The sequence below is a fragment of the Streptococcus sp. 1F3 genome (assembly GCF_054968985.1).
Map to the genome: position 1 here is coordinate 47,319 of NZ_JBUEQR010000044.1, position 24,659 is coordinate 71,977.

At 43.1% G+C, this 24,659-nt stretch carries 20 protein-coding genes; 8 read left to right on the forward strand and 12 right to left on the reverse strand.

Going from position 1 to position 24,659, the window contains the following annotated elements; genetic code table 11:
• Positions 1–90 precede the first annotated feature (90 nt).
• The 4 genes from acnA to ACVPON_RS04385 all read left to right on the forward strand — a co-directional run bounded on the left by acnA (position 91) and on the right by ACVPON_RS04385 (position 5,992).
• Complete coding sequence (acnA, locus tag ACVPON_RS04370) at positions 91–2,763, forward strand: aconitate hydratase AcnA (protein WP_462876537.1); 2,673 nt, start codon at positions 91–93, stop codon at positions 2,761–2,763.
• A 12-nt stretch (positions 2,764–2,775) separates the two neighbouring features.
• Positions 2,776–3,906, forward strand: a complete 1,131-nt coding sequence (locus tag ACVPON_RS04375; protein ID WP_462876539.1) for a citrate synthase — start codon at positions 2,776–2,778, stop codon at positions 3,904–3,906.
• Complete coding sequence (icd, locus tag ACVPON_RS04380; protein ID WP_462876540.1) at positions 3,896–5,077, forward strand: NADP-dependent isocitrate dehydrogenase; 1,182 nt, start codon at positions 3,896–3,898, stop codon at positions 5,075–5,077. The genes ACVPON_RS04375 and icd overlap by 11 nt, the downstream gene beginning before the upstream one ends.
• Positions 5,078–5,221: 144 nt before the next feature.
• Positions 5,222–5,992, forward strand: coding sequence for a MerR family transcriptional regulator (locus tag ACVPON_RS04385; protein ID WP_462876542.1), 771 nt, complete (start codon positions 5,222–5,224; stop codon positions 5,990–5,992).
• Positions 5,993–6,519: 527 nt separating this feature from the next.
• Here ACVPON_RS04385 and tgt read toward each other — a convergent pair.
• Complete coding sequence (gene tgt, locus ACVPON_RS04390) at positions 6,520–7,659, reverse strand: tRNA guanosine(34) transglycosylase Tgt (RefSeq protein WP_462876544.1); 1,140 nt, start codon at positions 7,657–7,659, stop codon at positions 6,520–6,522.
• 152 nt (positions 7,660–7,811) lie between these two features.
• Here tgt and ACVPON_RS04395 point away from each other — a divergent pair, with 152 nt between their 5' ends.
• Entirely contained in the window at positions 7,812–8,642 is an 831-nt protein-coding gene (locus ACVPON_RS04395) for a DUF975 family protein (protein ID WP_462876546.1), read from the forward strand.
• A gap of 330 nt (positions 8,643–8,972) precedes the next feature.
• Here ACVPON_RS04395 and ACVPON_RS04400 read toward each other — a convergent pair whose 3' ends face one another.
• Positions 8,973–10,010, reverse strand: coding sequence for a M42 family metallopeptidase (locus ACVPON_RS04400; protein ID WP_462876548.1), 1,038 nt, complete (start codon positions 10,008–10,010; stop codon positions 8,973–8,975).
• Between the two features lie 84 nt (positions 10,011–10,094).
• Here ACVPON_RS04400 and birA point away from each other — a divergent pair, with 84 nt between their 5' ends.
• Entirely contained in the window at positions 10,095–11,051 is a 957-nt protein-coding gene (birA, locus tag ACVPON_RS04405) for a bifunctional biotin--[acetyl-CoA-carboxylase] ligase/biotin operon repressor BirA (protein ID WP_462876550.1), read from the forward strand.
• On the opposite strand, the gene ACVPON_RS04410 is transcribed toward birA, so the two are convergent.
• The 9 genes from ACVPON_RS04410 to udk form a co-directional block, all read right to left on the reverse strand.
• Positions 11,011–11,205, reverse strand: a complete 195-nt coding sequence (locus ACVPON_RS04410) for a DUF3272 family protein (RefSeq protein WP_462876552.1) — start codon at positions 11,203–11,205, stop codon at positions 11,011–11,013. The two genes, birA and ACVPON_RS04410, sit on opposite strands and share 41 nt — an antisense overlap.
• Positions 11,206–11,272: 67 nt before the next feature.
• Positions 11,273–12,949 (reverse strand): DNA polymerase III subunit gamma/tau, encoded by a 1,677-nt coding sequence (gene dnaX / locus ACVPON_RS04415; protein ID WP_462876554.1) that lies wholly within the window; start codon positions 12,947–12,949, stop codon positions 11,273–11,275.
• A complete protein-coding gene (locus tag ACVPON_RS04420) occupies positions 12,949–13,446 on the reverse strand; it encodes a GAF domain-containing protein (protein ID WP_462876556.1) in 498 nt (165 codons plus the stop codon). The genes dnaX and ACVPON_RS04420 overlap by 1 nt, the downstream gene beginning before the upstream one ends.
• A gap of 83 nt (positions 13,447–13,529) precedes the next feature.
• Positions 13,530–14,135: a 3-isopropylmalate dehydratase small subunit gene (gene leuD, locus ACVPON_RS04425; RefSeq protein ID WP_462876558.1), complete on the reverse strand. Its 606-nt coding sequence runs from the start codon at positions 14,133–14,135 to the stop codon at positions 13,530–13,532.
• 2 nt (positions 14,136–14,137) lie between these two features.
• Complete coding sequence (gene leuC, locus ACVPON_RS04430; RefSeq protein ID WP_462876561.1) at positions 14,138–15,520, reverse strand: 3-isopropylmalate dehydratase large subunit; 1,383 nt, start codon at positions 15,518–15,520, stop codon at positions 14,138–14,140.
• A gap of 1 nt (position 15,521) precedes the next feature.
• Positions 15,522–15,791 carry a DUF1294 domain-containing protein gene (locus tag ACVPON_RS04435; protein WP_462876563.1) on the reverse strand — a complete coding sequence of 90 codons (270 nt, stop codon included), beginning with the start codon at positions 15,789–15,791 and terminating at the stop codon, positions 15,522–15,524.
• Positions 15,788–16,822, reverse strand: coding sequence for a 3-isopropylmalate dehydrogenase (gene leuB / locus ACVPON_RS04440; RefSeq protein WP_462876564.1), 1,035 nt, complete (start codon positions 16,820–16,822; stop codon positions 15,788–15,790). Before leuB ends, ACVPON_RS04435 begins: the two co-directional genes overlap by 4 nt.
• Before the next feature lie 15 nt (positions 16,823–16,837).
• Positions 16,838–18,394: a 2-isopropylmalate synthase gene (locus tag ACVPON_RS04445; protein ID WP_462876627.1), complete on the reverse strand. Its 1,557-nt coding sequence runs from the start codon at positions 18,392–18,394 to the stop codon at positions 16,838–16,840.
• Between the two features lie 713 nt (positions 18,395–19,107).
• Positions 19,108–19,737 (reverse strand): uridine kinase, encoded by a 630-nt coding sequence (udk, locus tag ACVPON_RS04450; RefSeq protein WP_462876567.1) that lies wholly within the window; start codon positions 19,735–19,737, stop codon positions 19,108–19,110.
• 295 nt (positions 19,738–20,032) lie between these two features.
• Here udk and ACVPON_RS04455 point away from each other — a divergent pair, with 295 nt between their 5' ends.
• Both ACVPON_RS04455 and ACVPON_RS04460 read left to right on the forward strand, forming a co-directional pair.
• Positions 20,033–21,034, forward strand: a complete 1,002-nt coding sequence (locus tag ACVPON_RS04455; protein ID WP_462876568.1) for a Gfo/Idh/MocA family protein — start codon at positions 20,033–20,035, stop codon at positions 21,032–21,034.
• A complete protein-coding gene (locus ACVPON_RS04460) occupies positions 21,012–22,094 on the forward strand; it encodes a DEAD/DEAH box helicase (protein ID WP_462876570.1) in 1,083 nt (360 codons plus the stop codon). The genes ACVPON_RS04455 and ACVPON_RS04460 overlap by 23 nt, the downstream gene beginning before the upstream one ends.
• Positions 22,095–23,189: 1,095 nt before the next feature.
• Here ACVPON_RS04460 and ACVPON_RS04465 read toward each other — a convergent pair.
• Complete coding sequence (locus ACVPON_RS04465) at positions 23,190–24,584, reverse strand: polysaccharide deacetylase family protein (protein WP_462876572.1); 1,395 nt, start codon at positions 24,582–24,584, stop codon at positions 23,190–23,192.
• Positions 24,585–24,659 lie beyond the last annotated feature (75 nt).

Below are 24,659 nucleotides of genomic sequence, written 5' to 3' on the forward strand. Positions count from 1 at the left end.
TCTGACATGATATTCCTTTTTTTATTGACGAAAACGATGAGCATCTGTATAATTATTTTAAAAATTGAAAAAATATACGGAGGTATACAGATGAGGAAGCAGGCAACATGCACATTCAATCAGCGTGAATTTCACTACTACAGTATCCGAGATGCCATTACCCAAGAAGGGAAAGATGTTTCACAACTTCCCTATACTATCCGTATCTTGATTGAAAGTTTACTCAGAACATACGACAATGAAAACGTCAAAAAATCTCACATTTCAAACCTAGTGAACTATCACGCAAAAGCTCCTGACGGAGAAGTTCCTTTCAAGCCGAGCCGTGTGATTCTTCAAGATTTTACTGGGGTTCCTGTCGTTGTGGATTTGGCTTCCATGCGTGAGGCTATCATCGCTCATGGCGGAGATCCGCATTTAATCAATCCTGAAATCCCGGTCGACTTGGTGATTGATCATAGTGTGCAGGTAGATGCTTATGGATGCGATACTGCATTGGAAGATAATCTCACTTTGGAATTTAAGCGAAATAATGAGCGTTATGAATTTCTCAAATGGGCTGAAAAATCCTTTGATAATTACCGTGCTATCCCACCAGCAACAGGGATTATCCATCAAGTCAATATTGAATTTTTGAGCGATGTTGTCATTGAAAAAGATGGTCTTCTCTATCCTGACTCTATGTTTGGCACTGACAGCCATACAACCATGATCAATGGGATTGGGGTTCTCGGTTGGGGCGTCGGAGGAATCGAAGCCGAGGCTGCTATGCTGGGAGAGGCTTCTTATTTCCCTGTTCCAGAAGTGATTGGGGTACGCTTTACGGGTCGTCTCCCTAAAATTGCGACAGCCACCGATCTTGCTCTTACTGTCACACAAGTTTTACGACAAGAGCAGGTTGTTGGAAAATTCGTTGAATACTTCGGACCAGGGCTTGCGCATCTAAGTTTAGCAGACCGAGCAACCATTGCCAATATGGCACCTGAATACGGTGCAACCTGCGGTTATTTCCCTATTGATCGTGAAACTCTGAACTATATGCGCCTAACCAATCGCAAAGAAGAGCACATCGCTCTCACCGAATATTACGCTAAAATAAATGACCTCTTTTACAACCCAGACATCGAACCAACTTATACCAAAGTTATTGACATCGACTTATCTAGCATCTGCCCAAGTATTGCTGGTCCAAAGCGTCCCCAAGATTTAATCAGATTAACCGATGCCAAGGCAGCCTTTCAAGCGAGTATCAGCCGAGAAGCAGGTACACATGGATTTGGCTTAACTCCTGAAGAACTCGACAAGGTCGCACAGGTCTCCATTGATGGTAAAAAATTCCCTATCAAAACAGGACATGTAGCAATTGCTGCAATCACTTCCTGCACGAATACCTCCAATCCTTATGTCCTCATGGCTGCAGGACTAGTCGCACGTAATGCCGTTAAAAAAGGCCTAAGCGTAGCACCGACTATTAAAACCTCTCTTGCCCCAGGCTCCAAGGTCGTCTCTGCCTATCTGAAAGATTCAGGTCTTCAACCTTATCTTGATAAACTTGGATTTCAAGTGGTCGGTTACGGCTGTACTACTTGTATTGGAAATTCTGGAAATCTTCGTCCGGAAGTGGCGCAAGCCATTACAGACAGTGACCTACTTGTTTCTGCTGTCCTATCTGGCAATCGGAACTTTGAAGGGCGAATCAATCCCTTAGTCAAGGCTAATTTTCTAGCTAGCCCACCACTTGTTCTTGCCTACGCCCTTGCAGGAACGACTGCTATTGACTTGACAAGAGAAGCCCTGGGAGTTGACCCCAAAAATAAGCCTGTTTACCTAGCTGATCTCATGCCATCTAGTCAAGAAATCGAAAGTTATGTTGAGAAGTATGTCACCCGTTCTCTCTTTGAAAAAGAGTATGAACATGTCTTTTCAGACAATGACAAATGGAATACCATTCCTATCACCAATAGCAAGAACTATCAGTGGAATACTCAATCAACCTACATTCAAAATCCACCCTATTTTGAACACCTAGAAGAGGACTTGACCATTCGTCCTTTATTGAATCTTCAGCCACTGGCAAAATTTGGAGATAGTGTGACAACAGACCATATCTCTCCTGCTGGCAATATTGCCAGTAACAGTCCTGCCGCTCATTACCTGAGAGAACACGGTGTGGACTATCTAGACTTTAATTCCTACGGTAGCCGTCGGGGGAATCATGAAGTCATGATGCGGGGAACCTTTGCAAATATCCGTATCAAAAATGAGCTAGCAGACGGAAAAGTGGGGGGATTCACTTCTTATAAAGGAGAGATTATCCCAATCTATGATGCAGCCATGGCCTATCAAGCTGAAAATATTGGAACCTTGATTATCGCTGGTAAAGATTACGGAATGGGCTCAAGTCGTGACTGGGCAGCTAAAGGGGCTGCCTTACTCGGTGTCAAGGCAGTATTAGCTGAGAGTTTCGAGCGCATTCATCGTTCCAACCTCGTCATGATGGGAATTGCTCCACTCCAGTTTTTAGAAGGACAAACAGCAGATAAGCTCGGTTTAACCGGTTTTGAACGCTATGATATTCACCTTCCTGAAAAACCAGGACTCCAAGAGATAATCGATATTGTTGCCCATGGAGAAAATAACACCATTGTCTTTCAAGCCTTATTGCGCTTTGATGCTGTAGCAGATATCCGCTATTACCAAAACGGTGGTATTTTACCTATGGTCATCCGCAAGAAACTCGCTGCATCAGTATCTCATACATAGAAAGGAAAGTCTATGCCAGAAGAAAATGGATTAAAGGACTTAATCGCTTGTCATACCCGTATCAGCTCGATTAAAGAGGACCATCTAGCCTATGCAGGCTACGATATTTCAGAGTTGATGAACAATCAAGTTTCTTTCGAAGAGACCATTTATCTCCTTTGGAACTTACGGCTACCGACTACTAGCGAGTATAAAAAGTTCACGAAAGAATTACGCACGAACTATGAAATTAGTGATGCGGTTGAGCAATGTATTCTCATTCAGTCCCGTAAACATCTCCACCCCATGAGCGTGCTGCGTTCAACCGTTAGTCTCCTAGGTGTTTACAATACCCATGCTGAAGAGCGCTCCCTAGAAGCGACCTATGAACAATCTCTTCAGTTAATGGCGAAGATTCCGACCATTATTGCTAGTTTGGCCTGCCTGCGAAATGGAAAAACACCAATTCCCCCGCGCAAAGACATGGGCTTTGCGGAAAATTTCCTCTATATGTTGACAGGAAATATCCCCCGTCCATTAGAAATAGAAGCCCTCAACAAGGCATTGATCCTACATGCCGATCACGAACTCAACGCCTCCACCTTTGCAGCTCGTATCTGTGCATCAACCCTATCAGATATTTATTCCTGTGTCACAACCGCCATCGGAACCTTGAAAGGACCCCTCCACGGCGGAGCCAACGAACGTGTTTTTGATATGTTACAGGAAATCCGTGCCTGTGGCGATACCAGAACTTATCTCCAGCAAAAATTAGATTCACAAGAGAAAATCATGGGCTTTGGTCACCGTGTCTATAAACGACAAGATCCAAGAGAAAGCTATCTCCGCCAAATGGCAAAAGAATTGACCCAAGGTACTGAACAGGAAATCTGGTACCAACTCTCCCGTGAAATCGAAGACTATATGAAACATACCAAAGGGCTCATTCCGAACGTTGATTTCTATTCGGCAACGGTCTACCATGTCCTAGGTATTGACAGTTCCATCTTTACTCTGATTTTTGCTATGAGCCGAGTAGCAGGCTGGATTGCCCATATCCAAGAACAACAGCACTGTAATAAACTGATACGCCCGCGCTCCCGCTACTTAGGACCTGAAAAGTTAACCTACCTCCCTATGGAAAGGAGAGCCCATGTCTCATAAGATTTACCTAAAAGACGGTCAACTCATCGTACCTGCTATTCCCACCATTCCCTATATTGAAGGTGATGGGATCGGACAAGACATCTGGAAGCCAGCACAATCGGTCTTTGACCGAGCAGTTGAGCTAGCCTATCAAGGTCGGCGAAAGGTAGAGTGGCTAGAAGTTTTAGCTGGCAAAAAGGCCTATGATAGACAAGCAAGTTGGTTACCAGATGATACTCTTACATGTATCAAAAACCACCTTATTGCAATTAAAGGGCCACTTGAAACAGCGGTTGGTGGCGGTATCCGCTCGCTCAATGTTGCCCTAAGACAAGAACTAGATCTCTATGCCTGTGTGCGACCCATCCGCTACTTCAAAGGAATCGAAAGTCCCCTCAAGCACCCAGAAAAGACTAGTATTACTGTCTTTAGAGAAAATACTGAAGACATCTATGCAGGAATTGAATGGGAGGCTGGGACAAGCGAGGTAAAAAGCCTTCTCCACTTTCTACAATCTGAAATGAAGGTCAAGAACATTCGCTTTCCAAATACCAGTAGCCTAGGAATTAAGCCGATCTCAGTTGAGGGAAGTGAGCGAATTGTACGTGCTGCAATTGACTATGCTCTTAAAAACAAACTGAACCAGGTCACACTGGTCCACAAGGGGAATATTCAAAAATTTACCGAGGGAGGTTTTCGCAAATGGGGCTATGAGGTCGCAGAGCGAGAGTATCCTTCCTTTATAGAAAGTGGGCAATTACGTATCAACGACCTCATCGCAGATAATTTCTTCCAGCAAATCTTGCTCCAGCCTGAAAGATTCGACGTAGTAGTCCTCACTAATCTGAATGGTGACTATGCCAGTGACGCACTGGCTGCCCAAGTAGGAGGAATCGGGATTTCCCCTGGTGCTAATATCAATTATCAGACTGGCCATGCTATTTTTGAGGCTACTCATGGCACTGCTCCGGATATTGCAGGACAAAATATAGCCAATCCTTGCTCCCTACTCCTTTCTGGTGCTATGCTCTTTTCCTATATCGGCTGGCAGGAAGTTGCCGATCGTATCCAGCAGGCGATTGCAACAGCCCTAGAACACCAAGAAATGACTGCTGATTTAGCATGTCATTCCAAAACAAAAGCACTCAGTACCAAACAGTTTACCGAGCGATTATTACAGTATCTCTAACAGACGAAAAATTCGTCTGTTATTTTTTTAAGAAAGGCTTGACATTAACGTAACGTTAACCTATATAATAAAAAGTGGGATGAGAAAGCTTTCTGCTTCCCATTCCTATCTTGCAAGATAATAGACAACAATAAGGACAACAGTATGGTTTATTCGATTCGCCAGTTGGCAAAGCTATCCGGAGTTAGTACCCGCACCCTACGCTATTATGAAGAGGTCGGACTCTTACTTCCAGCCCATAAAAATGACAGTGGCTACCGCTTTTATAGTGAACAAGAAGTCGATACCCTCCAGCAAATCCTTTTCTATAAGGAGCGGGATTTTACACTCAAGCAAATTAAGGAACTCCTGAACCAGTCAGACATAGATATTCTAAGGCATTTGGAAAACCATTTGGCAGACCTCCATACGAAAAAGGAGAAAATCGAAGCCATGATTGAAAACCTTACACATACTATTCAAGCACAGAAAGGACAAGTAACTATGACAACAGCAGAAAAATTTCAAGCTTTTAAAGAGCATCTTATCCAAGAAAATAAGGTAAAATATGAATCCGAACTACGTGAAAAATATAGTGAAGAATCCATCAATGAAACCAACCAAAACCTTGCCAATATGGATAAAGAAGGCTATCAAAATTGGCAAAGGGTAGAGCAACAAATAACAAACTTGCTCCATCAAGCGATAGCGGAAAATTGGCAACCGACAGACGATAAAAGCAAAGAAATCGTCCAATTCCACAAAGAATGGCTCCAAATCGCAGATAAGCACTATTCTATCAAAAAACATATCGGCATTGCCCAGCTCTACATAGCCGATGAACGCTTCACCGCCTACTATGATGAAGAAGTCAAGGGCTGTGCCGCTTTTCTAACCGCAAGTATTCAGCACTGGGCAGGGATAATCGCTAAGTGAGCTGTATCTGATTCAACACTCTCTCACGAATGAAAGCACTTCAGTAGAATTTTCTTTTTTACACTCCCATATCTTATGCAGATTGTACTTATCTTTAGGTATAATTCAAAGAGCTATCATCAATAGAAACTCCGAACGAAGTTTTAAAAAAGACTTCATTCGGAGTTTTTAGCTTATTATTTCGTAAAGAGCATCAGGTGCAGAGGAATAGAATACATCCTAAAAAATTTGATATTTCCCTTCAATAGTGCGGACGCAAGCACCCTTCTTCAAAGTGTCATCTCTCATTTAAAACCCAAAGCCCAAAAATCCCGTCCTAGACAATAACAATTATTGTCTAGGACGGGAAATGGCTTTTAAAGGCTCACTTCGTTCGCTCCTTATTTCGCACCTACCAACTTAAACTGCATCCTATTTTAAAACGAAATCACTACACAAAAACAAAAAAACTATCCCAACAATATACAAGCAACATCGTGTTGGAATAATTTTTTATTCATATTCAGTTCAAGATTCCGCATCTTCTTTTAAAAATTACGTTTCGAACTGTTATAACCATAGCGTTCCATAAAGTCTTCACGGAACTCCAAAAGATTGTCCTCCATAATAGCTTGACGAACATTCCGCATGAGCTTAATTAGGAAGTAAAGATTGTGGTAGCTGGTCAAGCGAATGCCGAAGGTCTCATCTGCTTTGAGGAGATGACGAAGATAGGCTCGTGTGTAGTTGCGACATGTATAGCAGTCACAGTCATGGTCAAGCGGGGTGAAGTCTTCTGCAAACTGGGCATTTTTTACGACCAAACGTCCCTCGCTAGTCATACAAGTGCCATTTCTAGCAATCCGTGTCGGTAACACACAATCAAACATATCCACCCCACGAATGACCCCGTCAATTAGACTATCTGGAGCTCCAACTCCCATCAGATAACGTGGTTTCGTTTCTGGTAGTAAAGGGGTGGTGAAATCAAGTACAGCATTCATCTCCTCGTGTGACTCACCCACAGCTAGCCCCCCGATAGAATAACCCGAAAAATCCATGCTGACCAGGTCTTGAGCAGACTGACGACGTAGGTCTTCAAAACCTGCTCCCTGCACAATCCCAAATAGGCCTTGGTCATGTGGACGGCGATGGGCTCTAAGACCACGCTCTGCCCAACGACTGGTCCGCTCAATGGATTTTTTGACATAATCATACGGCTGGTAGAACTGTGGACATTCATCAAAACTCATCATGATGTCGCTCCCTAAGTTGTTCTGAATCGAGATTGCTTTTTCAGGAGATAGGAACATCTTAGACCCATTGAGATGGTTTTTAAAGGTCACCCCTTCTTCAGTAATGTTACGACTATCAGCCAAAGAGTAGACTTGAAAACCTCCGCTATCGGTCAAAATCGCCTGATCCCAATTCATAAACTTGTGCAGGCCTCCGCTACGTGCGATCAGCTCATCTCCCGGACGCAGCCAGAGGTGATAGGTATTTGATAAGATAATACCTGACCCCATCTCTTTCAGTTCTTCAGGAGACTGGGTCTTAACGGTTGCCTGTGTACCAACAGGCATAAACATAGGCGTTGGAAATGTGCCGTGCGGTGTGATTATCTCACCCAGCCGTGCCCCTGTATGCTTTTCTTTTTTGATCAATCGATATTGGATCGGTGATGTCATCTTCTACCTCCCGCTAGGAAAAACAGTCCTAGCTATTGTATTATTTGGATGAGTTCTCTCTTTAAGAGAAATCTCCGAAACTTCTCTAGTCTACCAAAAAAAGACTAGCTTGTCACTTCATATTGTGCTATACTATAGGAAGGAGGTTTTTTATGTTTTCCATTCGACAAATTCGTGCCAAGGCACGCCACACCATTGCAGAAATACCAGGAGCCTATCTCCTGGCTCTCATTCCTATCATATTGGACATAGTTATTCAAATCACTAATCTAGTGCGTTCAAATCAGCTAGCCCTACAATTAGAGAACTCTTCCCCAAATCTCCCTCAGATCATCGGGGCAATAGCCTTCCCTTTCGTATATGGCATCTTAACTGACTTAATGAGCTGGTCTATTTTGTTAGCTCTCTTCCAAGCGATCTACCACTACCGCGATAGTGTCAGCTTTAAGGATGCTTTGACCCTCTTTAACCACAAGCGTTTTGGCAGTATCCTCGCTACCTATTTCTTGAAGAATCTCTTTCTCTTCCTTTGGAGCCTGCCTATCTTGATTGGGCTTTCCATGATATTTGCTGGAGGCGGCATGATCGATGTAAATCAAGTGTCAGAAGATATTCTTGCAGCTGGTGGAATGATGATTCTCGTCGGATCCATTATAGAGATTGCAGGAATTGCTCTCCTTCTTCCACAAGCCTATGCTTACTTCCTCGTTGAAGCTCTCCTTTTTGATAAATTGGCACAGGATACCTATACAGGACCACTCGCCATCATTAAAGAGAGTCGTCGTTTGATGAAAGGCTATAAATTCAAAGGATTCATCTTAGGGTTATCCTTTATCGGTTGGTTCCTCCTGACCTTTATTACTCTTGGGATCGTGGGAATCTATGTTTTTCCTTACCTCAGTGCTAGCTACATTTACTTCTATCAAGCAGTCCTTGAGGACCGTGCCATGAAAGAAAAACTCTTCCAAGGTATGATATCCTAATATCTAAAAATGTATGAAGGTCATCCTCTTCGTACATTTTTATTATACCAACCAAAAAGTCATATCGAGTTGTTTCGTTTCCTTTTAGTACTAGGCAAGGAGCTACAGGCTGCTTCAACAGTCTAATGACTGTTGAAGGTTGGACATCATACTGACGATAGTCAGTAACAATCGTAGAGTATGGCAAAGTGAGTTCCCATCATCTTCTAGATGATGGGAAGTGGGAAATAAGGAAACGAAGTTTCCATAATCGTTAAAGTAATAAAAGGGAAACGAAATAAGTTTATATACTCTACAAAAATGGAAGTCTGTAGGGCAAATCAAACTGCCTTAGCACTCCACCATATCTGACTTCAAATAGGCATCAACCATTTTCTCGGTTGCCTCAATCGAATCAAGATGAGTGCGTTCGTAGGAATGACTGGACTCGATTCCTGCACCGAGAAGGGCATGTCTGACATCTGCTCCTGCGTGCATAGCAGCTGAAGCGTCCGAACCATAATAGGGGTATATATCTAATTTATAAGGAATATTTTGCTCCTGTGCTAGAGCAACCAGATGCTGGCGTAGTTCGTAATGATAGGGTCCTGAAGCATCCTTGACACAGATGGAGACGGTATATTCATCGGTCTGCTGGTCATCTCCCATCGCTCCCATATCAACGGCTAGATATTCCACAACCTGCTCAGGCAAGCTAGAATTGGCACCGTAGCCAATTTCTTCATTGTTTGAAAAATAAAAATGTGTCGTATAAGGTAGCCTAGTCCCTTCTTCCTTATAGAGCTTCAGTAAATGAATCAAAATAGCAGCGGATACCTTGTCATCTAAATGCCGGCTCTTGATAAAACCGCTGTCAGTGACGACAGTCCGCGGATCAAAGGAGATAAAATCCCCTACCTCAATCCCCAGAGCTCGTGTTTCTTCAGCAGAAGTTACCTTTTCATCAAGGCGAATTTCCATATTGGTCTGATTGCGCTCTGCTGTTTTGGCATCGGCATAGACATGGACAGAGGTCTGGTGCATGAGAATGGTTCCTGTATAGGTCTTGCCATTTTTAGCTACATGAACCAGACAGTTCTCTCCTTCGATAGAAGGGTAACCAAACCCACCGATCAGATCCATCTTCAATCGACCATCTGACTTAATGGCTCTCACCATGGCTCCCAAAGTGTCCAGATGAGCCGTCACAACTCGGTGTTTACTCTCATCTTCTCCTACTAAGCTGACCATGACACCACCTTTAGCAGTCTTTACTACTTGGTAGCCAAATCCTGCAATCTCAGACTGGATGTAGTCCATAATGGCTCTGGTATAGCCTGTTGGCGATGGGGTATTGGTCAATTTGACAAGGTAATCAACTGTATTCATATACTGCTCCTTTTATTTGCTATCAATCACCTTCTATTATACCACTTATCCCACGTTTGAACGCTTTTTTGTTATAATAAAAATATGAAAACCTACGAAAACATTTATCAAATACTGTGGAATAATAAGGACTATGTTAGTGGCGAAGAATTAGCCCAAACATTAGGAATTTCAAGAACCTCTGTCTGGAAAGGGATCAAACATTTAGAGAAAAAAGGACTCATCATTCAAGCGATTCCTAACCGTGGCTATCGTTTGGAAGAGGGGGACTTATTGCTTCCTAATCAAATAGAGCAAGATTTAAAGATTCCTGTTCATTTGACCAAGGATAGCACTTCAACCCAGCTGGATGCAAGACATGGTATTGAGCGGCAGGATGATAGTCCTGCCCTCTATCTAGCAGCCACTCAGACCCAGGCACAGGGACGGTTTGGTCGCTCCTTTTTCACCGCTGAAACCGGCGGTATTTACATGACCTTGCACCTGTGTCCCGAGGTACATGTTCAAGATTTGAAACCCTATACCTTGCTCGTTGCGGCAGCTATTGTTAAGGCGATTGATCGACTAACCGGTATTCAAGTCGACATCAAATGGGTTAACGATCTATACTTCAATGGAAAGAAGATCGCCGGTATTCTAACGGAAGCAATCTCTTGTGTTGAAAACCAGGTTGTGACCCATATGATGATTGGGGTCGGGTTAAATTTTCACCTCCCCCATCTACCAGCAGAGCTATCAGAAACTGCCACCAGCCTTTTTTTAGCCCCGCCTCCTATCACACGTAGTCAGTTGATTACAGAAATCTGGCGCATTTTTTTCACCACTAACGAGGCAGAACTATTAGCCTTATACAAGGAAAAATCACTTGTCCTAGGAAAACAAGTGACCTTTATACAACAAAACCAGCACTACTGCGGAGTAGCTACAGCTATTAGCGATACTGGGACGCTTCAAGTCCAGTTAGAAGATGGGTCCCTTAAAATTCTCTCAAGTGGCGATGTTAGCCTTTCTTCTTGGTCAGAGTCTCCAAAGTCCGAATAACCTTACTCACTCGGTAACTCAATCGGAGATTACGTATGACAAAAAAACCATAAATGAGTGCCCAGAGATGGTCACCAGCTAAGATGGATTCATTCATCCAGTAGGTTGCTAGGGAGGTCGTAATAGCAAGAAAGATAAATTGTGTTACTCTCATACTCTTAAGTATATCAAAAAATCAGCTTAAAAGCTGATTTTTGGGGTCTATTTCTCTTTTTCAACAGCTAATCCTCTACAATCGTGATCTCATCTGCCAAAAATTGGAAGGCTTCTGGGACGAGAGGATCTTCTTCAAGCACTGGCATCGCCTCTTTTTGACCTTTTGCCTTACTTGAAAATGCTGCACGAATGGTCAGCCAATCTGCGTGAGCGATAGCCAAGATGTGAGGAGAGAATCCTGCTGCCTTACTCAAGATATTGCCAAACATCGTATCTAAATTTTCCCTCTTCATGGTTTGTTCAGCATTAAAAGCTGACTCAAAGGCTAGGATTGCATGATGTTCATTGGCAGCAACAGGCTGTGAACCAGCCAGCAAAGCCTTATCCGCTCCTGATAAACTTTCAATAATTTCTCCCCAAGCCTCTTGCAAACGAGTCAAATTCTCGCGCGCCAAACCTGGATTTTCCATGGCCTCCTGTAAGATTGCATGAACCTTATTGGTATCTGGACGGTACTTTTTACTGATCTGCGGTTTGCGTGAAACTGGCCTCACTTCAAGTGGCTGCTTGCTAAGACCGGCTAATTGCTCTTGCAGGCTCTGAACTTGAGCCTGGAGAGACTGGAGCTGCTCCTGGAGATGATCTGGGACAGCAACTAGCTCTCTACTAACCTCTTGATTTGAAAGATCTGCCAAGCGAATAGTCATCATTTCCGCATAAATCTTAGGTTGAGGACTGGTCTTAATATCCGCTAAGGAGCGCGTGACAGTCTCAATCATGGCAAAGATTCGCTCCCGCTCCATATGGAGATTCTCTAAAAAAATCGCGCTTGTATGAAGATTTTCCCCACCGGTCTGAACAATCAGCAAATCCCGCAAGTAGTAAAGAATATCCGTTGTAAAGCGAATCATACTCTTTCCATTATCAAAAATAGTCTGCAAATGTGTCAGAGCTGCCGGGGCATCTTGGATACGGATACTTTCCATATAGGAATCCAGAGCATGGAGACCGATTGACCCCGTAATTTCTTCTGCTACTTCAAGGCTCAAATCATGGTCTGCACTGAGGCTCAAAGCCTGATCCAAAATCGATAAGGCATCCCGCATACCACCCTCAGCACGGCGGGCAATCATCGCAAGAGCTTGTTCATCAAAGCCAATCTGCTCTTGATGGAGAATGCAAGCCAAGTGACGGATAATGTCTACCACCTTAATCGACTTAAACTCAAAGCGTTGAAGTCGTGATAAAATGGTGGCTGGAATCTTATGCAGCTCGGTAGTCGCAAGAATAAAGACTACATTTTCTGTCGGCTCTTCCAAGGTTTTCAAGAGGGCATTAAAAGCCCCTGTCGACAACATATGAACCTCATCAATGATATAAACCTTGTAGCGGGCAATACTCGGTGCATAGGTTGATTTATCACGGATTTCACGGATTTCATCCACCCCATTATTGGAGGCTGCATCAATCTCAATCACATCCTCCAAGCTACCTTCTGTAATTGCCTTACAAACATAGCAGTCATTACAAGGCTCCCCACCCACTTGATTGGGACAGTTCATCGCCTTGGCAAAAATCTTAGCAGCCGAGGTTTTCCCTGTGCCTCTAGGACCCGAAAAGAGGTAAGCATGACTGATTTTCTGTTGTTCAATCGCCTGTTTAAGGGTGGTTGCCACGATTTCCTGCCCGACCATTTCTCCAAAGGTTTGACTACGGTACTTCCGATAAAGAGCTTGATACATTATAGTTTCTCTCCAAACATGGCAAAATTCCAATCCGTCCCCTCCACCAAGAGGGTAACGAATCGTTCTAGATATTCCTTGTCAATCTCATCATAGTCCGCCACCAAGTGGGAATCCAAGTCAAGGACACCTAATAATTGACCATTTTTTATCATGGGTACAACAATCTCAGACAAGGCCTTTGCATCGCAGGAAATATAATTGGCATGTGTCCGCACATCATCTACGATAAGCGTCCTTTCTTCTTGAGCTGCTTGACCACAAACACCCTTTCCAAGTGCAATATGAACGCAGGAAACCCCACCCTGAAAAGGACCAAGAAGCAATTCTGCACCGTCAAATAGGTAAAAGCCTGCAAAGACGGAATGGGGCAAGGCTTGATACAAAAGGGCTGAGCTATTGGATAAATTGGAAAGAGCATTGCGCTCACCTTCAAGTAGCCCTGCAAGTTGAGCTAGGAGTAGATCATAGTGTGATTTTTTTTCTTGTTCTAACATAATAGTTTATATTATAGCATAAAAGTGGACAAAAAGAGGAATAGAGCCTTTTTTCTTACGAAATTCTCTTTTTCCATCTACGATTATTTTTGCTCATCATCTCTCCAATAGGCGGGGCGATTGCATTCATAGGCTGCAATCAACTCTTCATATTGGAGGGTGATGCCAATATCGTCTAATCCATTTAAAAGTTTGTACTTCCATTCGCTATCGATATCGAAATAAAAATCGCCTACAGATGAAGAAATCATCTGTTTTTCTAGGTCAATGGTCACTTGATCATCTGGAGCAAGATTGGCTAGTGCCTCACGAACTTCTCTAGGCTGGACAATCGGTAATATCCCATTGTTTAATTCATTGTTATAGTGAATATCTCCAAAAGAACCGGCAATCACGACCTTAAATCCATAATCTGCCAATGCCCAAGCGGCATGTTCCCGAGATGAGCCTGCCCCAAAGTTATCACCAGTCACTAAGATAGTTGCCCCGTGATACTCCTCCTTGTTAAAAATAAAGTCAGGATTTTCTGTATAGGCGTGGTCTAAGTACCGCCAAGCATACATGAGATACTTGCCAAACCCCTTTTTATCAGTCAACTTGAGAAATTGCTTGGGGAGAATCTGATCCGTATCAATATTGTCATTCATAAGAGGGACAATCCTCCCCTTATAGAGGGTAAATTTTTCCATCTTTAATCTACCTCCGCGAGTTTTCTCACATCAACGAAACGACCAGCAATCGCAGCTGCTGCAGCCATGGCAGGACTACACAGATGTGTCTTAGCCCCAAAACCTTGCCGATCCTCAAAATTCCGGTTACTGGTTGAGGCACAATGAACACCGTCTGGAACCTTGTCTGGATTCATCCCCAAGCACATTGAACACCCTGGACTCCGCCATTCAAAACCTGCATCTAAAAAAACCTTGTCCAGCCCCATTTTTTCAGCTGCTCGCTTGACAGGTCGACTTCCTGGTACGACAATGGCTGTCACATTCGAAGCAATTTTTTTGCCCTTGACGAACTTAGCAGCCAGTACTAAATCACTCAAACGGGCATTGGTACAAGACCCGATAAAGATATAGCCTAGTTCAATCTCTTCAATCTTCTGCCCCGGACGAATCCCCATATACTGATAAGCACGCTCATCATTGATGTCCTTAATAGCTGGGAAAGCTTCATCAAAAGCAACTCCCATAGACGGATTGGTCCCCCAAGTCACCATAGGTGCTAGGGTTGACACATCTAGGCGAATGACCTTATCATAAACCGCATCAGCATCTGATACCAAGGTCTCCCAGTCGGCAATCGCAGCCTCCAGATCACTCGGAGCATGAATGGTTTGTCTCACATAAGCATAGGTCTTTTGATCTGGATTCATCATGCCAATTTTTGATCCAAATTCAATGGACATATTGCAAATGGTCATGCGTTCTTCCATGCTGAGGCGCTCCACGGCATCTCCCCGGTATTCTACTGCATAGCCAACCCCCAAGCCGACCCCATACTGCGCAATCAAGGCTAAAATATAGTCCTTGGCATAAACACCTCTAGGTGCCTGTCCTACAAACTCGACCAAGAGCTTCTTGGGCTTGACCTGCCAAATGGTCTGGGTAGCAAAGACATGTTCGACCTCGCTCGTTCCAATCCCGAAAGCTAGAGCACCAAAAGCTCCGTGCGTTGCTGTATGGCTATCTCCGCAGACAATCATCTTCCCCGGTTGTGTACGACCTGTCTCTGGTCCAATCATATGGACAATGCCTTGCAGCTCTGAACCATGGTCAGCACAATCAATATCAAATTCGGCCACATTTTCTGCCAATTTATCCATCTGCGCTTTTGATATCGCATCCCGAATATCATAAATGTTGACGGTCGGCACATTGTGATCAAAGGTCCCATAGGTCAAATCTGGTCTGCGCAAGCGCCTACCTGCATCTCGTAAGCCCTGAAATGCTTGAGGGCTCGTCACTTCATGGATATAATGTTGATCCACATACAAGAGCTGGGGCTGCCCCAACCTGCCTGTAATGACATGACGTTCCCAGATTTTGTCCAAAATTGATTTTCCAGCCATCTTACCTCCAAATCCAATAGATAAGGCCCCCATCTATGATAAGCCCGACGAACCAAGCCACTTGAAAATACCATTTTTTAGTCTTATGGTGAAAACGAGTTCCACCTGCCCAGGCACCAAGACCTCCACCGAGAATACTCATAAGCAGTAAGGTCTTTTCAGAAATACGATAGTGCTGTTTTCTGGCTTTTCCCTTGTCTAAACCATAGGTCATAAAGACGATTAAATTCCAGACCACTAGGGTCATACTAACGATTTGTTTGATTGTCATAAGTGTTTAATAATCGCCTCTACTGCTTCTTGGGTAGAGGCTTTTCCTCCTAAATCTCTAGTCAGGATTCCTTGGGCAAAACTTGCTTCAACGGCATCCTCTATTTGCTGAGCTACCGTCACCTCACCAAAAGTCTCCCGCAGCATCATGGCAATGGATAAAATCATGCTAACAGGATTAGCCAGCCCCTGTCCTGCTATATCAGGAGCCGAGCCATGAATAGGCTCGTAAAGACTAATCCCTGTTCCATGACTAGCAGATGGCATAACCCCTAGTGTACCGGATAAGACACTAGCCTCATCTGACAAAATGTCACCAAAGAGATTTTCCGTCACTAGGACATCAAATCTAGCAGGATTGGTTATCATGACCATAGCTGCACTATCAACTAATTGGTGCTCCAAGGTCACATCTGGATACTCTTGAGCAAGACTGTCTGCTACCTTGCGCCATAATTTTGATGTTGCAAGAACATTTTGCTTGTCAATGCTGGTCACCTTTTTCTTACGCTGCCGTGCTAGTTCAAAGGCCCTACGTAGAATCCGTTCAATTTCAAAAGTTTGGTACTCATTGACATCACGCGCCACATCTGCTTCCAACTCATGAGCACCGAAGTAAATCCCACTTGTCAACTCACGCACCAAGATAAAATCTACGCCAGCGATCCGCTCTTCCTTTAACGGGGAGAGATACTGCAAGGCAGGAGAGATTTTGACAGGGCGAATATTGGCATAAAGTCCCAATTCCTGCCGTAGCATCAGCAGACCCTGCTCTGGGCGCAGAGGGGCATCATCATACTGAGGGCCTCCAATTGCCGCAAGTAGTATAACATCCGCTCCTTTACATGCCTCCAAGGTATCTTGGGGAAGTGGATGTCCCTTGGTATCAATTCCTGCCCCACCGAAGGCCTTTTCAATCAATTCATATTCAAAGGAAAGGCTTGATTTGACCGCTTCTAGCACTTGCAGACCTGCTGCCATAATTTCAGGGCCAATTCCATCTCCTGCAAGAACAACGATTGTCTTTTTCATACACTTCCTCCTAGACTAGTCTAGCATATCACGATAAGATATGGTCTGTCCAATGGTGCCATCATTTTCTTTTTGTACAAATATATTCGCATTTATATAAGCAATCGCACTCGCTTTCAAGACATCAAAGTCTATGCCTGACGCATTGAAAATAGTCTCTGTTGCTCGATTCTCCACTGCTACCAAGACACACGCCTGCGAGTCAATACCATCTGTCACCGCCTCAATATTGTAAGAGAGGAGTTTGGTATCTTGATGGAAAAATTCATCGATGGCATTGAAAATTGCTTCAACACTTCCCTTACCTGTCGCCTGACACTCCACCTGCTCACCTTGAGCATTGTTCAAGCGAACCATCGCTACCATATCCTCCCCGTCCACCGCAAGGCTCAAGTCGTCAAAATGGAAACCTTCTGGATTTTCCACGGTTACCCCTGCAATTAAGGCGCGAATATCTGCATCGGTGACTTCTTGCTTCTTATCTGCTAAGGCTTTGAATCTACCAAACAGTTCAGTAATTTCTGTCTCGTCAAATTCCAGAGCCAAGTCTCTTAATTTCTCCGCAAAGGCATGGCGACCAGAAAGTTTTCCAAGTGGTAAACTGTTACTCTTTGCGCCGACCAATTCTGGGGTAATAATCTCATAGGTGAGCGGATTTTTAAGAACCCCATCTTGATGAATACCCGATTCATGAGAAAAGGCATTCCCTCCGACCACTGCCTTGTTCTTGGGAAGCGCAATTCCAGAGAAGCGTGAAACCATTTCAGAGGTATGGATGGTTTCGCTAAGGACAATCCCCGTCTCCACCTGATAGTAGTCCGCACGGATTTTTAACGCGACCGCCACTTCTTCTAAAGCTGCATTTCCTGCTCGCTCACCAATTCCGTTTATCGTTCCCTCCACGCGCCCTGCTCCATTTTTTATGGCAGAAAGACTGTTTGCTACCGCCATTCCAAGATCATCATGGCAGTGAGGACTAAAGATGATTTCTCGATCAGCTTGTACATGTTCCATCAGATACTGAAAAATATGACCATATTCTTCAGGTGTTGTAAAGCCGACTGTATCTGGAATATTGATATAACTAGCACCTGCATCTACCGCTGTCTGCACTACTTCTAAAAGAAAGTCCAATTCCGTTCTTGTGGCGTCTTCAGGTGAAAACTCCACTATATCAAATTTCGAACGGGCATAGCTGACATATTCTTGAATACTTGCTAGAATATCTTCCTTGCTCTTTTTGAGCTTAAATTCCCGGTGGATAGGACTGGTGGCAATAAAGACATGAATCTGGGGAAACTTAGCTTCTCTCAAGGCTTCATAACAAGCATCGATATCTGACTTAACTAGACGTGCCAGTCCTGTCACAGCAGTCGTTTTCATGGCTTTTGCAATTTCACTCACTGCTGTAAAGGAATCTGGGCTAGCTGCAGGAAACCCTGCTTCAATGGCTGAAATCCCCCATTTTTCTAATTGTTTGGCAATAGCAATCTTTTCCTTAATGGAAAAATTCACTCCCGGGGTCTGCTCCCCATCACGAAGGCTGGTATCAAGAAATTCAATTGTACGCATCATCTACTCCACTTTCTCCATAAAATAAAAACATCTCACTTGACCAAGCGAGATGTTTGCCCGCTTGGTAAGCCAAACAGGACTAATGCCTTTGTGCATTAGCCCCCTCGTCGCAACAATAAATTCATAGACGAAACGAGTTTCATTTGACCTTCTCCTTTTAGATGAATAATCGTATCATATCATTTTTTAAGCATTATTGCAACAATTTTCTGTATTGTTTTAATTATCTGACAATTTTTTGAATATATCTTCTTTGATCCTATCTTTCAGTCTATATTGAGTGGCTTTTAGAGGCTCCTTTCGTTCGCTCGTTATTTGGTGCATATCGACTTCTCTTTTAAAACAAAAGCCCTACTCAAAAAACCAACGAGAAAGAAGCACTCCATGACTTCTTTCTCGTTGGCGACTCTTTTATACTCAATAAAAATCAAAAGTAGACTAGATGAGTCTGGGACAAAAGTCTAACCTCAACTATAAAAAACGAACAAAACTGGTTTTCGGACACTCAACATTCTTGTTTGTTCGCTTTTTGTATTTCATTTATCAATTTGAAGATTTGATGATAAAGAATTTCAAAAATCAAAATCTTTTTGTCCCAGCCTCGTTGGAAATGAGAGTAGCACCGCTCATTTCCTTATAACCGAAGCCGAAGGTAGAACGCGCCTTCACCAGGCAAGTTGACCAAGTATCCTTTTGATTGTTAAAGAGTATTAGTTGCGACTGCGCAAGATACTATCAACCTTGGTATTGATTAGGTCGATTGCCACAATATTGGATACTCCTTCTGGAATAACAATATCAGCGTAGCGCTTAGTGGGTTCAATAAACTGGTGATACATGGGTTTTACCACACCGAGGTATTGTTCGATAACACTATCTAAGCTACGTCCCCGCTCTTCCATATCTCGCTTAATCCGGCGGATAATCCGCACATCATCATCTGTATCCACAAAAATCTTAATATCCATTAAATCGCGTAAACGTTTGTCTTCAAGGACAAGGATCCCCTCCACGATGAACACGTCCTGCGGTTCTTGATGATAGGTCTTTTCAGAGCGGGTATGCTGGGTATAATCATAAATCGGAATATCAACTCCTCGACCTGCTAACAATTCACTAAGGTGGTAAATCATCAACTCCGTATCAAAAGCTAGGGGATGATCATAGTTGGTCAATATTCGTTCTTCAAAGGTCAAATGTGACTGATTTTTATAGTAGGAATCGTGTTCAATCATCGAAATTCGAGCATTGGGAAAATTATTCAAAATAGCGCGTGAAACACTGGTTTTTCCACCTCCTGAACCACCAGTTACGCCAATGATAATCGGTTTTTGTGCCATGGGTCACTCCTCATTTGTATTCAACCTATTGTACCATAAAAGAGCCCTTTCGTGTATCTCCCTTTTCCAAATCAAGACCTCCATCTATTCACATCGCAATATTCAGTAATTCCTCTCACTCTTGAAACATTCAATCTAGTCTTTTCCTTTAGCTTTTAGTACCTACTCCCCTAATCTAAGTGATTAGGGAAAGGAGAAATGCTACAGTAGGGAAATAATGAGTCAAAGGGTTCTAGTCCTACCATTCTTCCTATTCATGATATAATAGTCCTATTACAACAGTAAAGGATCCTCTATGTTAAAACTAGGCATTATTGGTACTGGAGCTATTGCACATCATTTTATCGCAGCAGCCCATGCAAGCAAAAGATACCAACTTACAGCAATCTATTCACGAACCCAAGAAACTGCAGAAACATTCGCAAAAGACTACGAATCAAGGATTCACCTCTATACCAATATGAATGACTTTCTGACTAGCACTATTGACATTCTCTATATCGCAATCCCCAACTCCCTCCACTATGAGCAAGCCAAGTCCGGGCTCAAGGCAGGCAAGCATGTCATCATTGAAAAACCAGCAGTTACCTGTCCACAAGAATGGGCTGACTTGGTAGCAACCGCCAAAGAAAACAAGGTTTTTCTCTTTGAGGCAGCTCGCAACTATCACGAACATGCCTTTGCCGTCATTGCTGAGTTCTTATCTGACAAGAAGATCTGGGGTGCACATTTTAGCTATGCTAAGTACTCCTCCAAAATGCCCGATCTCCTAGCTGGAAATACTCCAAATGTCTTTTCTAAAAAGTTTGCAGGAGGCGCTCTCATGGATTTGGGAATTTATCCTGTCTATGCCAGTATCCGTCTCTTTGGAAGCCCACTTGATGCCCATTATCTGGCACAACAGTTGCCAAATGGTATCGATTTGAATGGCTCTGGTCAGTTAACCTATGAAGATTTCCAAGTGACCATTCAGACAGGAAAGAATATAAATAGTTCGCTCCCTGCAGAAATCTATACAGACCAAGGAACACTTGTATTAGATACGATTGAGCAGATTAGCTCTGCTATTTTCTATCCTCTCCAAGGGGAAGTCCAGACCTTGGCTATTTCAAAAGCACCACATAGCATGTTAGAGGAAGCCGTACAATTTGCGGACATGATTGCAAAACCGCAACCGGCTCTCTATGAACATTGGCTCCTTGCAGCACAAGCTGCCCACACCACCCTCTACCGCATGCGACAGACAGCACACATCCATTTTGAAGGAGACTTAAATGAATATGACACTTCCTGCTAGTTGGCAAGACCAACTAGAAAAGGCAGGTTTTACCAGCTTTACCCCTATTCAAGAACAGATGTTTGAGCCGATTCGGTCAGGAGAAACCCTCCTTGGAATCAGCCCAACAGGAACTGGAAAAACCCTCGCCTACCTGCTACCTAGCCTCTTGAATATCCAGCCTAAAAAAGCCCAACAATTACTGATTTTAGCCCCGAATACAGAACTGGCTGGACAACTATTTGACGTCTGCAAGACCTGGGCTGGATTGATTGGTCTTGAAGTACAATTATTCCTATCTGGATCTAGCCAAAAACGCCAAATCGAACGCTTGAAAAAAGGACCAGAAATTCTGATTGGTACCCCTGGACGGATTTTTGAACTTATTAAGCTCAAGAAAATCAAGATGATGAATGTCAATACCGTTGTCCTAGATGAGTTTGACCAATTACTCAGCGATTCTCAATATTCTTTTGTTGATAAGATTTGTCGCTATGCACCACGAGACCATCAATTGATTTACATGAGTGCGACTCACCAAGTTGACCCTGATAAACTAGCACCAGCTACCCGCACCATTGCCATTGATAATGTGGAATTGACCAATATCCAACATTTCTACTTACAAGTGGATAAGCGGGAAAAGGTCGAGTTGCTTCGCAAATTGGCACACGTCGAAGACTTCCGAGGTCTCATCTTTTTCAATTCACTCTCTGACCTTGGTAGTGCAGAAGAAAAATTACAGTACCGTGGCATCGAAGCTATCTCTCTTGCAAGCGATGTCAATGTCAAATTCCGCAAGGTCATCTTAGAAAAATTTAAAAATCATGCCCTCACCTTGCTTCTAGCTACAGACTTGGTCGCACGTGGTATTGATATCGAAGCTCTTGAATGCGTCGTTAACTACGAAGTCCCACGGGACCAAGAAACCTATACCCACCGAGCAGGACGGACCGGTCGTATGGGACGAGAAGGCTTTGTGATTACCCTCATTAGCCATCCAGAAGAGGTGAAAGCCTTGAAAAAATATACACCAGTCCGCCAACTATTCCTCAAAAACCAGATGTTGTATCTAGAGTAATTCATATTGAACATGATAGGAGCTTGCAACGCAAACTCTCAGATTGAAGAAAAAGTCTATTTCGACTAATTTTCTTTAATCTTTTTTCTTTTGCTAAAAAATAGAAAAACTCTTAGAAATACCGCTATATCAGTATTTGTAAGAGTTGCTTCAAGATTCGAATTTGCTATTTTTCTGTCGCTTAGAGGGTTTGTCTACACTCTAGGAGTTTGCAACGCAAACTCTTCTCTACTTCTTCATCAAGATTCCTAATTTTCATTTGCTTTTTATACGTCCTCGTATCTGCTTTGAACCCAGCCTCGTTCATTTATACTCATTTAGTTTAACTTTTATTATTTCGACGATTGTGGAAACTCCGTTTCTCTATTTCCAACTTCCAATCATCCTCTAGATGAATTGTGGAAACTCCGTTTCTTTATTTCCAACTTCCAATCATCTTCTAGATGAATTGTGGAAACTCCGTTTCTCTATTTCCAACTTCCAATCATCTTCTAGATGAATTGTAGAAACTCCGTTTCTTTATTTCCAACTTCCAATCATCTTCTAGATGAATTGTAGAAACTCCGTTTCTTTATTTCCAACCTTGCCCACTTCGCTCTCAAATTTCTAGGCTCAGGCTGAAACAGTCCGCCGAACTGTTTCACTCTTCCAGATGATTGGAACTCGCTTTGCCGTACTCTACGATTGTTACTGACTATCGTCAGTATGATTTCCAACCTTCAACAGTCCTTAGACTGTTGAAGCAGCCTGCAGCTCCTTGCCTAGTACTAAAAGGAAACGAAACAACTATATATTCTCTGAACGGCTTGATTGTATCCCCATTGCAAGAGAGAGTCCGTTTACTCTACCAGCTTATACTCAATAAAAATCAAAAGTAGACTAGCTTTCACAATTAAAAATTGTGAAAGCTTGGAAATGAGAGTAGCACCGCTCATTTCCTTATAATCGAAGCCGAAGCTAGAACGAGCCTTCACCAAGACAAGTTGACCAAGTATCCTTTTGATTTTTAAAGAGTATTCAATACTAAAGCTCTGTTTCTATCCTAACTCTACGTACCTCATCTGGATTTGCTTGTCATTCAGTATGGGCTCTGATTTACTGAGCAGGGTGCGCTGATTGCTGGTCATAATAAATCATTTGCGGATTCAAATGTTTTCCCAACAAGTCACTTACTGTAACGGGCTGGTAGCCTTGGCTCAAGAGATAATCTAAGACAGACACCAAGGAGTCAACCGTTGATTGATGAATATCGTGCATTAAGATGATACTACCCGGATAGGTACAGGTCTTCACTTCATTCAAAATAGCTAATGGATTACGGCTCTGCCAGTCTTTTGAGTCGACGGACCAATAGATGACTGGCATCTGTATAATAGACATAGCCGACCGATTAACGGCTCCATATGGTGGACGCATCATTGTTGGTTCCTGTCCAATAGCATTTTTAATAACTTCTTGTGTTTTTCTCATCTCTTGTCTGACTTGTTCATCTGATAAAGTGACCAGACTAGCATGATCCCAAGTATGGCTAGCCACTTCATGACCTTCTGCAACAATCCGTTGCAAAAGGTTTTCATTGCCCGAAACATTTTGTCCCAGAATAAAGAAAGTTGCTTTGACATTGTATTTCTTGAGAATATCGAGGACCTGTGGCGTGGTCCTAGCACTCGGTCCATCATCAAAGGTCAGGGCTATTCGTTTTTGATGTTTTCTAGCTTCTTCTTCTGCCTGATAGATTTGGTAGGCTTCTTGATCACTACTTGCTAGATATTCACTTTTTACAATCCCAAAAATGGACGCAATCGGAAGTTCAATCTGCTTAAGCTGAAAGTCTTTTTCTGGTAGCTCAAGCCTTAGTAGACCTGGCTCATACACAAATGAATAGTCTGTTAAAGGGCTAGCTTCAAATTGGGCAAGCATTTTCTCAAGGTCTGCTTCTGCCACTTGCTTAGCTGTTAAGTCATCCCTCAATTGATTCGCAAACGCTACCTGCAAAGCGCCACTATCTGTCACAAAATATTCTAGTGTAAAGAGTTGTTGCTCCTTCGTTAGCAGCAAGATAGGTCCTGTCCCTTTCTCGCCAGCTCCTATTGACAATGTCTTTACTGGATAGCTTTCTGATTGGATTTGTCTTGCTTCTATACCTGTGAAATGAGTTGTAGCCTCTTTAAGTGATACAAAAAAGAGCTCCTTGGTCTTGCCACTAGGCTTGTCCCTACCAAGTTTCTCGCTGATATAGGTCTTTATTTTCTCTTTAATAGCTGTGTTTTCCTGTCCATGCTCATCCTTAGGAATCCCTACTTCGACGTGGACGGAACCAATATTTCCGCTTTGAATGAACTGATCTTGCTTGTTAAATAACTGCGCCTGCTTCTCAGCAATAAAGCCCGTAATCCTTTGATCTTGAGCATAGGCCAACACCTTGATTCCCAAAAAGATAGCAAGACCTAGCAAGGCTAGATTGACCAGAATAAGAACGATTCTTTTCATACTCCCTCCCTCTCTACTTCGCTAACCATCATCTCTCAATGAAAAAAGGCAAGCTCTTCTCTTTCATCCGATTCT

Coding starts and splice junctions, on each gene's coding strand:
- ACVPON_RS04410 (WP_462876552.1), bottom strand. CDS start 11,205: ATGAGAGTAACACAATTTATCTTTCTTGCTATTACGACCTCCCTAGCA.
- ACVPON_RS04435 (WP_462876563.1), bottom strand. CDS start 15,791: ATGACAATCAAACAAATCGTTAGTATGACCCTAGTGGTCTGGAATTTA.
- udk (WP_462876567.1), bottom strand. CDS start 19,737: ATGGCACAAAAACCGATTATCATTGGCGTAACTGGTGGTTCAGGAGGT.
- tgt (WP_462876544.1), bottom strand. CDS start 7,659: ATGACATCACCGATCCAATATCGATTGATCAAAAAAGAAAAGCATACA.
- leuD (WP_462876558.1), bottom strand. CDS start 14,135: ATGGAAAAATTTACCCTCTATAAGGGGAGGATTGTCCCTCTTATGAAT.
- ACVPON_RS04445 (WP_462876627.1), bottom strand. CDS start 18,394: ATGCGTACAATTGAATTTCTTGATACCAGCCTTCGTGATGGGGAGCAG.
- ACVPON_RS04375 (WP_462876539.1), top strand. CDS start 2,776: ATGCCAGAAGAAAATGGATTAAAGGACTTAATCGCTTGTCATACCCGT.
- dnaX (WP_462876554.1), bottom strand. CDS start 12,949: ATGTATCAAGCTCTTTATCGGAAGTACCGTAGTCAAACCTTTGGAGAA.
- ACVPON_RS04455 (WP_462876568.1), top strand. CDS start 20,033: ATGTTAAAACTAGGCATTATTGGTACTGGAGCTATTGCACATCATTTT.
- ACVPON_RS04465 (WP_462876572.1), bottom strand. CDS start 24,584: ATGAAAAGAATCGTTCTTATTCTGGTCAATCTAGCCTTGCTAGGTCTT.
- acnA (WP_462876537.1), top strand. CDS start 91: ATGAGGAAGCAGGCAACATGCACATTCAATCAGCGTGAATTTCACTAC.
- ACVPON_RS04400 (WP_462876548.1), bottom strand. CDS start 10,010: ATGAATACAGTTGATTACCTTGTCAAATTGACCAATACCCCATCGCCA.
- leuC (WP_462876561.1), bottom strand. CDS start 15,520: ATGGCTGGAAAATCAATTTTGGACAAAATCTGGGAACGTCATGTCATT.
- icd (WP_462876540.1), top strand. CDS start 3,896: ATGTCTCATAAGATTTACCTAAAAGACGGTCAACTCATCGTACCTGCT.
- ACVPON_RS04460 (WP_462876570.1), top strand. CDS start 21,012: ATGAATATGACACTTCCTGCTAGTTGGCAAGACCAACTAGAAAAGGCA.
- ACVPON_RS04385 (WP_462876542.1), top strand. CDS start 5,222: ATGGTTTATTCGATTCGCCAGTTGGCAAAGCTATCCGGAGTTAGTACC.
- leuB (WP_462876564.1), bottom strand. CDS start 16,822: ATGAAAAAGACAATCGTTGTTCTTGCAGGAGATGGAATTGGCCCTGAA.
- ACVPON_RS04395 (WP_462876546.1), top strand. CDS start 7,812: ATGTTTTCCATTCGACAAATTCGTGCCAAGGCACGCCACACCATTGCA.
- ACVPON_RS04420 (WP_462876556.1), bottom strand. CDS start 13,446: ATGTTAGAACAAGAAAAAAAATCACACTATGATCTACTCCTAGCTCAA.
- birA (WP_462876550.1), top strand. CDS start 10,095: ATGAAAACCTACGAAAACATTTATCAAATACTGTGGAATAATAAGGAC.